At 36.2% G+C, this 13,001-nt stretch carries 8 protein-coding genes; all 8 read right to left on the bottom strand.

The features are described from left to right. Window positions 1-27: 27 nt before the first annotated feature. Entirely contained in the window at window positions 28-939 is a 912-nt protein-coding gene (locus M666_RS04685) for an MBL fold metallo-hydrolase (protein WP_158400214.1), read from the bottom strand. A 77-nt stretch (window positions 940-1,016) separates the two neighbouring features. Continuing rightward, window positions 1,017-1,502 carry a RidA family protein gene (locus tag M666_RS04690; RefSeq protein WP_029447560.1) on the bottom strand — a complete coding sequence of 162 codons (486 nt, stop codon included), beginning with the start codon at window positions 1,500-1,502 and terminating at the stop codon, window positions 1,017-1,019. A gap of 8 nt (window positions 1,503-1,510) precedes the next feature. Continuing rightward, the gene (locus M666_RS04695; protein WP_082007889.1) at window positions 1,511-3,577 is read right to left on the bottom strand and encodes an amidohydrolase family protein; all 2,067 of its coding nucleotides are present in this window, start codon (window positions 3,575-3,577) and stop codon (window positions 1,511-1,513) included. Between the two features lie 42 nt (window positions 3,578-3,619). After that, window positions 3,620-4,741 (bottom strand): FG-GAP repeat domain-containing protein, encoded by a 1,122-nt coding sequence (locus M666_RS04700; protein ID WP_029447558.1) that lies wholly within the window; start codon window positions 4,739-4,741, stop codon window positions 3,620-3,622. A gap of 87 nt (window positions 4,742-4,828) precedes the next feature. Further along, complete coding sequence (locus M666_RS04705; RefSeq protein ID WP_029447557.1) at window positions 4,829-6,826, bottom strand: amidohydrolase family protein; 1,998 nt, start codon at window positions 6,824-6,826, stop codon at window positions 4,829-4,831. A gap of 56 nt (window positions 6,827-6,882) precedes the next feature. After that, the gene (locus tag M666_RS04710) at window positions 6,883-8,034 is read right to left on the bottom strand and encodes a dipeptidase (protein WP_029447556.1); all 1,152 of its coding nucleotides are present in this window, start codon (window positions 8,032-8,034) and stop codon (window positions 6,883-6,885) included. A gap of 152 nt (window positions 8,035-8,186) precedes the next feature. After that, window positions 8,187-9,590 (bottom strand): RagB/SusD family nutrient uptake outer membrane protein, encoded by a 1,404-nt coding sequence (locus M666_RS04715; RefSeq protein WP_039326263.1) that lies wholly within the window; start codon window positions 9,588-9,590, stop codon window positions 8,187-8,189. A gap of 12 nt (window positions 9,591-9,602) precedes the next feature. Next, the gene (locus M666_RS04720; protein ID WP_029447554.1) at window positions 9,603-12,944 is read right to left on the bottom strand and encodes a TonB-dependent receptor; all 3,342 of its coding nucleotides are present in this window, start codon (window positions 12,942-12,944) and stop codon (window positions 9,603-9,605) included. Between the last annotated feature and the right edge of the window lie 57 nt (window positions 12,945-13,001).

Here is a 13,001-nt window from a genome sequence, read left to right on the forward strand (position 1 = left end):
AGTTTTACTTAAAAATTAAGCAGTACGCTATTTTATAGTTATTGTTTCTAGATGTACAGGAACAATAATTTTAGCATCGGGAGAAACAGCTTTTACTTCTTCTATGAAAGGCTTAATTTTTTTGTCTATGGCTTGTTTTTGAGAATAGCCGTAAGGCACCCTAAAATTATCCCAATGCGTAGGTATTATTGTTTTAGGGAAATTTGTAGCTTTTAACAAGCGTTCTGTATACTTATAAATTTCCAATCTTGAAAAGTTTACTCCTGGTAAAAGAATATCTGGCGTTAAGCCTTGAACTTCTTTTTCTAAAAAGTTCATAGAACCTGCCGTTAATATTTTGTGATCATTAAATCTCACATAAAACATCAAGGAACCTCCTTCTATAAAATCTTCCAGTTTCAATGGTGCTTTTAATTCTTTTTCATGTGTTCTAGCATCAAAATAATGTTTGTCATTTAAGGCAGAATGAATAGAGGGAACCACTTTTACTGAAAACTCATCAAACTGGTAATCTTCGCCACCTCTAACCGTAAGCAGCTGTTCTTCTGGAACTCCATACGCTCTTAGTATCGCACAACTCGTTTCTGTAGCAATCACTTTGGCTCCTGTTTTCTTTGCGATATAGGGCACATCTCCCAAATGATCTAAATGAGAGTGGTGTACCAAAATATAATCAGCTTTTGTAATGTGTGTATTGATTACCACAGTATCTGATTGAAAGTAATCACTTTCATAATAATTTTTGCGCGGATCTTCTTTACTATTTGCAGGGCTATCTCCTAATTTTACTCTAGACAAATAAGGATCTACTAAAATGGTTGTTTTCCCATCGGTCATTTCCCAACCAGCGCCACCAAAATATTTTAATTTCAGTTCTTGACTGCTTGCATATTGAAGTCCTAAAAACAAAAATCCAAAAAACATTGTTTTAGAACTCATGATTTTTATAACTGATTTTTTAATTGCTGTATTTAACATAAAGTGTATAAATTTAAGTTGGCATTAAAAGAGTGATACTAATCGTAAACCTCAACGATTACTTCTATTTCTACGGCTTGTGCTCTAGGTAATGTGGCTACACCAATGGCAGCACGAGCATGAATACCTCTTTCCCCAAAAACAGCTACCATAAGATCTGAAAAGCCATTAATGACCTTGGGTTGTGCTACGAAAGCAGGCTCTGAGTTTACAAATGCTAAGACTTTTACAATGCGTTTTACCTTTTTTAAATCGCCTAGCATATATTTTAATACTGCTATTTGATTTATCGCTGTTAATCTAGCACCTTCATAGCCTTGATCAATAGAGACATCCAGCCCTAATTTCCCTGTCATTTCAGTTCCATCAGCATATCTAGGGCCTTTGCCTGCTAAAAAAATAAGGTTACCTGTTTGTACACCATTAACATAGTTTGCTACAGGATTGGGGGGACTAGGTAACGTTATATTTAATTCTCTTAATCGTTGTTCTGGATCATATTCTTTTTCTATCCTTTCTAACATTATTCTTTTTACTTATCGTTTTTAGATTTAAAATCTGCAGCATGCCATAGGGGCTCACTTTCATAATAATTACCATTTGTAATTACGGCTTCTACCGTTCTTATATTTCTAATATCTTCTAATGGGTTTTTCTCTAAAATGGCAATATCAGCCTCTTTACCTACTTCTAAGCTTCCTGTTTCTGTATATACACCCATGGCTTTGGCAGGAACACTTGTTGCTGTTTGTATTGCTTGTAAAGGCGTTAAATCGCCATATTTTTGATAGGTTTCAATTTCTAGGTACAGACCAAAAACAGGCACTACATTATCTGTTCCGGCAACAATAGGAACTCCCGCTTTATAAAATTGCCCCAAAATATTCATTGATTTTATATAATCTGCTTTAGCTGCCTCAGACCGCGATGGGGTTACACCACTTCTAAATCTTTTGCCTTCAAACAATTCATAAGCTATTCGATCCGAAAACGGTTCTAACGTTTCAATCACATCACCTTTAGGCATTGCTCTTACAACACTTAACGCAATTGTAGGGTCTAGTACTGTTTTATGTTCTAAAAGAAAAGCCGTAGCCTCATCCATTTGTTTTTGACTAATGTCATTCTTAGAAATAAAATTGCTTCCAAGCTCTTTTACTTTTTTATCTGGAAAAAGCACCGTTAATACTCTAGAGGTGTGACTCAACATATCCATTCCTGCATCAATAGCACCACGCGCATTACCAATAGCGTTTGGTACGTGACCAGTAATAGACATTCCGCGTTTATGTCCTTCCTCTGCCAAAACTTTTGTCAATTCTGGATTAACGGATGAGTAGATTTTTATTTGCTTGTAGCCATTTGTAAAATATAGATCTGCTACCTCCTTAGCTTCTTGTACCGTTCTTGCTCTGACCACTCCATTACCTTGTATTCCTGCACCATCTGTCATCCCCGCTAGTAAAATATCAGGACCCAAAGCACCTTTCTTTGCAATAGCATCTCTAAAAGATGTTGCAAACTCAAGCTCATTTCCATTATCACGAATGGTAGTTACTCCGCCGGCTAAATAAGCAGGTGCCCATTGTACTTGGTTGGAGTGGGCATGCATATCCCACATCCCTGGCATTATGGTCTTTCCTTTAAGATGAATAAGCTTAGCATTTTCTGGGATACTAACTTCAGTGCGTTTCCCTATTGTTTTTATACGACCATTCTCTATAATTAAAGTCATGTCTTTTTGGGTAGTATCATGTACTCCATCAACAAGGTCTACACCTACAAGTGCTTTAACACTAGCTTGTGTTCCTTTCAAATCTTCTGTATATTTAGTTAAAGCGGCCATTTGTTCTTCTACATTACCTTGCACAAAGAATGGCTTAGCTTCTTCGTATCCTTTTCTTATGTATTCTCTTATTTGCGTATTTGCTTTAACCAGTGCAATTAAATTTTGAGATTCATCAACCCATATTGTTCTTCCTCCCCAATTAATACCTTCAACAACATACCGATCTAAGGGCACCTTTTCACCTTTTATTGCTACCGTATCTTTTTGAATAAAATTCATGGTAACCTCACCTCTTGGTAGCGTCGGTATACTTATTTTACCTCCATTTTTAAAGTAATAGTGGTATAGCATCATTTCTATCCCCGCTGGAATATTGCTGTGTACCAGGAAAAAGTCTGTGTTTTTTAATTGAACAAAGTCTCTGTTTTTTTCCCAAACGAGAATGCTATCTTTTGTTCTTTTTACTTCTAGATTAACTATTGTATCTTTTGCTGTAATTCTTCTATTTAAATAATATGAAGGCGTTAAGTTCATATCTAAATGCAACTCTGCGGCTACTCCTGTAATTCTACCTCTTTCGTTTTCTCCTTGTAGTGATGTAACTACAATAGAATCTTTGGTGGCTTTGATTGCATAGGATTCTTCTCCAATTAAAGACTGCCTTCTATACACCAAAAATGTACCTTCTTCATTGATATCTTGCCATTTTGATGGCGTAGTTGCACATCCGGTAACTAAAAGCAACACGACTATCTGTAGCAGGTGGTTGGCTTTATGCATCATAAATTTTGATTTATTTTTAACTTTCATTTTGGTTTTTTTTAGTGTTGTACTAGCGGCTCACCCTTAGAATCAAGGAAATTTTGGCGTAAACCTATTGAAGTAAAAAAGGTTTAGTTCATCTGAATTACTTTCGATAATATCAAGCTTATGATCTCCATTTAAATCATAGGTTAGAATATCATAGGTGCTAAAATTCTGATCATTTAATTTTATTTTCTCCCAAGAATTTGCACCTCCCGAGTTGATAAAAACCATGTTGGGTCCACCTACATTTCCTACCACAAGATCTATACTATCATCACCGTTTAAATCTCCTATAGAAAGCGAATACGATTCTGCTGAACTATCATCAAAAACAACCTTACGGTCATAAGTTCCTTTCTTGCTTCCAAAATAAATCACATTTGGCTCTCCTATGTTTGCGGTAACAATATCTTTATACCCATCTTTATCCAGGTCTATTACCGCTACAGATCGTGTAACATCATTGCCTGTTCCGTAAGGTATTTTTTTAGAGAATTTAAGGTTACCATTATTCAGATACACATAATTAGGTTGGTCATCTCTATTAGCCAATATCAGATCTAAGTGGCCATCGCCATTCATATCTGCAACCTCAACATCTATGGTAGAATCTTTTTTATCACCAAAGCCAATTACTTCTGTGAAGGCTCCCTTTCCGTTATTTAAGCAAATTTCGTTTTCGCTTCCTCTGTTGGTAATCAATACATCTATATCGCCGTCATTGTCTATATCTGCAACCACAATATTTCTAGTATGCCCATATTTTTCTCCAAAGCTTTCTCCTTTGGTAAAGTTTCCTGCTCCATCATTTATAAAAATATAATTGGGAGCCATATCATTTCCGACAGCAATATCTAAATCACCATCACCATCAAAATCTGCGAGTTCTGTAGAATAACTTGTCTCTTGCTCTGTTCCTAAATTTTTTGAAACGGTAAAAATTCCACGTCCGTTGTTTACAAAAATTCGATTCTGACCTGGCCAGTGTCGACCATTTGCCACAACAATATCTAGATCGCCATCATTATCAATATCTCCAACCCCCATAGAAGCGGTACGCTCTTTATTGATTCCTAGAATGGTTCTACTATTATTAAAAAATTTTGCTTTTTGAGAATGAACGGAAAGCACGCAACAAGAAAAAAGTGCAAATAAAATATATTTCATAAGGTAACTATTAGTTGGTTTGAGTTGCTAGTATTAATAAGTAATCAGGTGCCTTTTTATAGACACTTATTCCTGCTGAATTTTTATTTATTTAAAATGTTTAATTCCCATGGCTTGATAAACCTCTTTAGCGTAAAAAAGAGTACCACCTTTCATCGTCCATTCTACATTGCGTATAGCACTCATATCTTCTAATGGATTCCCATCTACAAGAATAAGATCTGCCATTTTACCCACTTCAATTGTGCCGTAGGATGCTGAAACCCCCGTCATCTCTGCCGATTTTATAGTTGCCAATTGCAGAACATCAGAGGTAGAAATACCGGCCTGCGCATAAAGTTCAAGCTCCCTGTGGTACAAAAATCCAGGAAGACCATCTGTACCCGGAACAATTTCTATCCCTTTCTGATGTAAATCATACACGACCGCTAACATCTTATTGAAACTCCCTTTATACCGTGCTATTTTTTCACCAGATTTCGGGAGTCCCCCGCTATAATAATCTCGCTGGTTAAGTAATGGAAGTCTGTCTATAATCTTAACATAAGTAGGACTAGGCTCGCCTTTTACGGATACAAACATGTTTTCGAAAATAGAAACGGTAGGGTCTATACGTATGTTTTTTGTTTTCAACAGCTCTACAAAATCGAGGTATTCTTTCGATTTAAGATTAAGATCTACACCATGGTATGCAGACATCGTATGCCTTAATGGCGTTCGGGTATCTATGGTATCTGATAAAAAATTGAGGAATACCATATTCATATGCTGTATCTCATCATACCCTTGATTGATGGCTTGCGTTGCGGTCATAAAAGCAGGAATATGCCCACTTACACGCATCTCTAATTCATGTGCCCTTTTTGTTAAAGGGGCCACCCATTTTGGCCGAATAGAGCTATATAATTTAATTTGCTGATAGCCTAACTCTTTATATTCTTGTATTTCAGCTAAACCCTCTTCTACCGAGCTCACTACATTTCGTTGATTGGCAAAAGGCCCATCTCCATCTATGATACCCCCAAATGTGACAATTCGTGGACCGATAATTTCATTCGTATTAAACTGATTGCTTAACTTTTTTAGTTGCTTGTTATTGGCTAAATCTCTTACGGAAGTTACCCCTCCTGCCACATGCAGCATGCCTCTAAATTTGGTGTTATGAGTATGCATATCAAACATTCCAGGAAGTAATGTTTTTCCTTGTCCGTTGATCACTTGAATCTCGCTACCTATTTCATGGTCATCACTATCGTTGATGGCCGTGATACGATCCCCATTAACCAACACATCTTGATTGTTTAGGATTGTACCTTGAGGCGTGAAGATATTCACGTTTTTTATGAGTACATCCTCTAATGTGTGGGATAGTTTTTTAGTAAGACGAGCCAAATACTTATCTTCAATAGCATCCTGTATTCCTTTCATTTCTAGACGCAACTCCTTCAAATCTGCCCGAATAACATGTAGATTTCCTGATATTTTGGCAACCATTTCATTACCAATCATCCATAAATACGTAGGATTCATATCAAGGCCTTTTACCATCAGCAACTTAACTTCTGTATTATTTGACAGTGTTATTGGCAGATTTTCTACAAGTTCAACTTCACCTATGGGGAATAATTTTACTTTTTGGTCTTCTGCCGCCATTAAAAGTCTTGCAAGAATTTCATAAATAGCAGGAGAGCCATCATACCTAAAATAAAGAGCATCTCCATTAAAGGCTCCTTTCTTTTCTCCTTTTGGATTTAACCAAGTTGCGCTATGCTTTTCACTCTTAAAAAACTCCTGAATAGAATCTTTTAAATAGTTGACGCCAGTTACTGTTTGCGAGGAAATAAATCCGTTTTTATTAAACCGAAGTTCTTCTGAAAATTCGGGACCACGACCTCTATCAGTATACGTATAATAATAGTTTACTGTGTTTTTACTGGTCTTCCATTTTTCATAGGTACCCGCTAAACCCTCTCTAAAAACCACATCATAAACCACTTTCTCTGAACTATTTTTAGTGGTGGAAAAAGGTGTATTAAAGCTACTTGTAACTATAAAAACAAAGAAGAGTGTGCATATATATTTCATTAGTTACAGGTATGTTTAAGGGTTTAAATTTCTGGTTTTTGGTTACGAATAAGGCGCTATGATTTTAGAGTATCTTTAAAATATCTTAACCAGTTAAGTCCTAATATTTTTTCTATATCTCCTGTACTATACCCTCTTTTATCTAACACTTTTGCCACTTGCAAATAGCGGTCTGCTTTATCTAATTCAGGAATCCAAGGGGGCCACTGTACTTTATAAGAAGGTTTAAATCTTGTTAATCTTGGAACATACCAATTTTCTCTTGTAGCTCCTGTAGCCTCTAAACCTTGGATAGCAAAATCTGCTGCAACACCCACATGTTCTATTCCTGCTATGTTTACTGCATGGTCTATATGGTCTACGTAAGTTTCTAAGGTAGTCTTGGTGCCTAGATCCGGGCCAATCATATAACCCAAGCATATAATTCCTATGACGCCACCTTTTGCGGCCATAGCTTTTATTTGATCGTCTGTTTTTGCTCGCGGATGGTCTTTATAGAGTGCTTCACACATAGAGTGATTAAAACAAGCTCCGGAAGTACTAAACTCAATACCTTCATTGGTTGTTTGTCGCCCACAATGCGATAGGTCTATCATAATTCCCAACTCATTCATGCGTGCTAAAGCCTCAAGGCCGAAGTCTGACAAGCCCGAGTTGGTACGCTCCGTACTCCCATCTCCCAGTAAATTTCTTTGGTTATAGGTTAACTGAATCCAACGGGTACCCGCGTCATATAGCGTGTCTATATTATCTATAGATTTCTCTATCATTGTAGCATTCTGAAACCCATATAATACAGCTGTTTTGCCCTCTTTTTTTGCACGGATAAAATCTGCGGCTCTAGTCGCTTTGAGTAAAACATCCGAATTGTTTTGAATTCGCGTATCCCACTCTCCTATATTTTTTAAGGCCCCTTTTAAACTTCCAGAAAGTAAGGATGTACTAAAGCCCGTGTAACCAGATTGCTCTAAGGCTTTAAAAGAATCTTCATTCCATCCTTTCGGAATCACGAGACCATCTATAACCATCGCTTTTTTGTACAGCTCTTCAATCTTTTTGTCGGAAAGATTGGTTATACTACTGATAATGTTTTGGTTTGGATCCAGATGAACAGATTCTAAAATGGAATTAAAAGCAAGTGCGGTTTGTCCTGGAAACAGTGCTCCTAGCGATAATAGTTTGACTAAATTTCTACGGTTTTGTTTCAAAATATTCTAGTATTACTATTTAAAAATTGGCATAAAGAGATAGATAAAGAACAAAGCTATTTTTTAGCATTGTTCATCATCATGAAATAAATCTTGTACACACATTAATTAGGTATCAATGTGCGTACAAGTAAATAGCTTCAATGTTTTAATTAATACCCTGGATTTTGCGCTATGTTAGGATTAACATCTGTTTCATCTTGTGGTATTGGCATTATAACAGTATCTGCTCCATAAGGAATGGTACAAATCTGTGCCGTACAGTTGGTTCTAACAATATCCATTTGATTACGCATTAAATCCCATAATCTTTGACCTTCAAAGGCTAATTCTAATCTTCTTTCTAAAAAGATAGCATCTTTAAGAGTGTCTCCAGTATCTGTATTATCAGGTTCATCTGCAATTGCACGTTGGCGTACCATATCCAAATCATCTTGTGCACCCGTTATATCTGTACCGATCTCTGCTCTAGCCTCGGCACGTATCAAATACATTTCAGCAAGTCTTACAACTTTTACATTGTCAAAACCATTGATGTCCGAATATTTGATCATTCTATAAGGCGCAAATTCTCCAGTTAATAAAGGATCTACTTCAAAGGTGCTTAAGCGAGCATCGTTCTCAGGGTAAAGATCAGCGATATCATTAGAGGGAAGGTAATCTCCAAAACCTGCTTGTAGATAAAGACCAGCGATACCAGCGCCACCCACATTATCTGCTTCGGTCATTGATATTTCAAAAATTGACTCAGAACTATTGTCCGTAGTCCATAAATCATAATAGTTATCGTTAGAAATCAACGTATAATCACCTGAGTCTATGACACTCGTAGCCATAGCTTCTGCATTACTCCAATCTTCTTGAAAAAGATAAACCTTTGCCAATAATGCCCTTACCGATGTTGGAGATAACGTACTAGAATTACCGCTTCTAGAATTGCCATTCATGAAAGAAATACCCGTAGTCATATCAGAAACAATTTGTTCATATACTTCCGCGACAGTACTTCTAGAAGGTTCATTATCTAAATCAAAATTCAAAACAATAGGCACCCCTAAATGACTAGCATCTGCCGTATAATTATATTGTTGAGCAAACATGCGCACTAAATCAAAATACATCAAACCTCTTAAAGCATAGGCCTCCCCGATAATATGATTTTGCTCTGCTATAACTGCATCAGATAAAATTGTTTCCGAATTGATGATAGCGTTAGCTGCATTAATTCCTTCATAAGCACTACCCCACAATGAGAGTGCATCACCATCTGATACTCTTTGAATGTGCTCGGCATAGTCGACAATTCTATTGGCCTGACTATTTTGTTTAACATCATCTGCCAAAACATCAGGTATCATAATCATGTAACGCCCATAATATTCGGAACCGGACAGTTTATTATAGATACCAGTAATAGAAGATTCATAACCATCAAGATCTAAAAGGGCGTCAGTATCCGAAACAGATTGTTGCGGAGTAAGTTCTAAAAAGGAGTCTGAACAAGATAATACGAGTCCAGCTACTATCGTTAATATAAATATTTTATATGTTTTCATGTGTTTCATCATTTAAAGTTGAATATCTAAACCAATGGATATAGTCTTCACTGCAGGCGTCTGCCCCGTGTAGGTACCATTAATTCCCTGTTCTGGATCAATGTAAAGGATATCCTCTTTTACAAAAGTTAGAATATTAGTTCCTCTTGCATACAATCGCATTGAATTCAAGCCTAACAACGAAGTAACTTTTTCGGTGAAATTATAGGCAACCGTTAAATCCCTTAAACGAATATAGCTACCGTCATACAACCATCTTGTCTGATTTGCTTCATTACTACCATTACGACCACCCCAAACAAACTGAGGTACTAATGCGTCTGTTGAACCAGGTTGCCATCTGTTATCATAAATAAAGTCTGCTGTACTTCTTGGCGTAAGTCTTCCATCACCTAATGTACCTCTTGCCCTATCATCGAAAATATAATTGCCATAAGAATAAATGAAGTTGGCACTTAGACTAAGATCCTTGTAAGTAAACATCGTATTGAAACCACCGAAAAATTCAGGAGTGGCAGACTTGTCATCTAAAAAGCGTTCTGCATCACTAATATCATTAGTTATCGTAGTTTTTGAAGCATCTGTATACCATTGTGGATCACCATTCTCTTGGTTTACACCTGCCCAGCTATATAGATAGAAAGATTGAAAATCTTCGCCTTCTTGTCTTCTAAAAGCACCATCTGTAAAATCGTCTGTTAGCTCAGTAATTTCATTCTTTAAAAAAGTGGTATTAAACCCAATATTCCAATTAAAATTATCACTGCTAATGATATCTGCATTGATTGAGAGTTCTAAACCTGAGTTTTTCATTTCACCAAAGTTTTGGGTCAACGAAGAGAAACCTGAGGTCAAGGTAATAGGCACATTCAAAATAAGATCTGAAGAAGTACGTTCAAAATATTCAACCGTACCACTAATTTTTGAAAAGAGACCAAAATCTACACCCACGTTAAAATTCTGTTGACTCTCCCAAGTAAGATCAGGGTTCGCTATTTGGCTTGGACTACCACCTGGATTACCATCATAATCCTGACCAAAAACGTAAAGCCCTTGTGAAGGAAAATTACCAATGGCAGCATTACCTGTTACACCCCAAGAACTTCTAACTTTTAGTAAATCTAAAAAGGAAACATCTTCTAAAAAAGATTCCCTACTAGCAACCCAACTTCCTCCAAAGGAATAAAAAGTACCCCATCTGTTGTCCGCACCAAATCTAGAAGAACCGTCTCGTCTTAAACTACCTGAAAGAAAATATTTTCCATCGTAGTTATAATTTAACCTAGAAAAGGCAGAAACAAAAGTATACTCAGATTTTGATCCACTAATAGCAAACTCTGCCGATGCGCTATTTAACGTTCTTAAACTTTGGTTAGGAAATTGCGTTCCAGAAGCACTAAAAGATTCGTTATTAGTTTCTTGAGCTTCAAAACCTCCTAAGACATTAAAATTATGGTTATCACCTAAAATAAAATTATAATCTGCTGTTTGCGTACCTACAAAGGTTCTAAGTGACGTATTCGCTTCATAACCGATACCCCCAGAATTTCTTCCTCCGCCATATCTTGGATTTTGATATTGCGATTCGGTTAACGTAAGTAAATCAAAATTCAATTGTGAACGTAAAGTCAAATTCTTTATTGGTTTTATAGAAACCGCAAAATTATCAATAACCCTTAATTGCTTATTTTCCCAAAGGTCATCACCACTTAAAGCTCCAACTGGATTAGCACCTCCCAAAGGAAAATAATCAGCATGTTCCCCATTAAATCTTCCTTCTTCATCATAAATAGGTATTAACGGTGATAACTCTAGAGAGTTTTTAAACGGATTATTAAAAGAGCCACCATCAAAAAACGTATTAGTTGTACTGTTTGAAACCGATATATTATTGGAAATGGTTAAATAATCTGTTGCTTTAAACTCTATGTTGCTCCTAGCGCTTAACCTCTTAAAACCTGATCCTATAATATAGTTTTCTTGATCATAATAAGCTCCAGAGAAAAAATACTTTAAATTATCAGTACCGCCACTAGCACTTAAATCATAACTTTGAGTTATTCCCGTTCTAGTTATGGCATCTAACCAATTGGTATCCGTAGGTTCGCCAGTTGAAGGATCAATCAGTTGTTGAAAAGTAGCATCAAATCTTGCTTGCGCTTCTGCTGCTGTATCTCCACCATTAACATAACCTTCAAGAAAAAGTTCCGTATATTCTGCTGCATTCAATGGTTTCAAGATATTATTGTATGCTTGCGAGTTAAAGCCTGTTAATGTTTTTAAGGTAATTTTAGCCTTCCCAGACTTGCCTGATTTTGTTGTAATTAAAATAACACCATTTGCACCTCTAGACCCGTAAATTGCAGTTGAAGCCGCATCTTTTAATACTGATATTGATTCAATATCATTAGGGTTAATAGATGCCATAACATTGGTACTGCTACCGCCATTATCTATAGTACCAATACTACCATTTTGTATTGGAATACCATCTATAACATACAATGGCTCACTAGAAGCTGAAATAGAACCAATACCTCTTATTCTGACTTGTGTATTTCCTCCCGGAGCACCATCTACTGCACTTGCCTGTAAACCTGCAGTACTACCTCTTAATGCTTGCTCGAAACTAGAAACCGGTGCTTGTTCAAAAGTTGCACTTTTTACAACACCTACAGATCCTGTTAAAGATTCTTTTTTCTGTGAACCATACCCCACAAGAACAACCTCTTCTAAGGCTGCTGCATTTTCCTTTAGCGTAATATCAATGACCGTTTTTGCACCTACAGTAGCCGTTTGAGTTAGCATTCCTATATAAGAAAAAGCCAATACGTCTGTATCATTCGCTTTTATAGCATAGTGACCATCAAAATCTGTTTGTGTACCTTGAGTAGTACCTTTCACCAGAATATTTACGCCAACTAATGGTATACCATCAGTATCATAAACAGTTCCTGTTATTGTCTTTTCTTGTACAGAAGTATCATCGTTTGAAATATTTTTGATAGCTGCTCTCGATTCAACTTTTTTAACGACAATTTGCTTCCCCTCTATCTTATACGTAAGATTTGTATTTGAAAAGGCTTTATCTAGTACGGTAGAAATCTTTACATTTTTAAGTTTTAAAGAGATCTTCTTATCGGTACTAATAACATCATCCTTGTAAAAAAAGATGTAATTACTAGTACTCTGAATTTCACTAAAAAATTGCTCTACGGATAAATTGTTAAGTTCCACATCCATCTTATTTTGCCCCATAGCCAAATTGGCATAAGCGCTTGAAAGACCGATAGTAATAAACAATAAAAATATTCTCATAAGCGTAAGGATTCCTAAACTTAAAGTTTTTTTCATATTTTTGGTTTTGGTTAATTAATGTCACTTAGTTTTAAGTGATCTTGATTTAAATTC

Source organism: Cellulophaga baltica 18 (assembly GCF_000468615.2).
Taxonomy (GTDB): Bacteria; Bacteroidota; Bacteroidia; order Flavobacteriales; family Flavobacteriaceae; genus Cellulophaga; species Cellulophaga baltica.

Bases quoted from the DNA above. Each gene is read 5' to 3' on its own strand.
- M666_RS04685 (WP_158400214.1), bottom strand. From the start codon at position 939: ATGAGTTCTAAAACAATGTTTTTTGGATTTTTGTTTTTAGGACTTCAA.
- M666_RS04690 (WP_029447560.1), bottom strand. From the start codon at position 1,502: ATGTTAGAAAGGATAGAAAAAGAATATGATCCAGAACAACGATTAAGA.
- M666_RS04695 (WP_082007889.1), bottom strand. From the start codon at position 3,577: ATGAAAGTTAAAAATAAATCAAAATTTATGATGCATAAAGCCAACCAC.
- M666_RS04700 (WP_029447558.1), bottom strand. From the start codon at position 4,741: ATGAAATATATTTTATTTGCACTTTTTTCTTGTTGCGTGCTTTCCGTT.
- M666_RS04705 (WP_029447557.1), bottom strand. From the start codon at position 6,826: ATGAAATATATATGCACACTCTTCTTTGTTTTTATAGTTACAAGTAGC.
- M666_RS04715 (WP_039326263.1), bottom strand. From the start codon at position 9,590: ATGAAAACATATAAAATATTTATATTAACGATAGTAGCTGGACTCGTA.
- M666_RS04720 (WP_029447554.1), bottom strand. From the start codon at position 12,944: ATGAAAAAAACTTTAAGTTTAGGAATCCTTACGCTTATGAGAATATTT.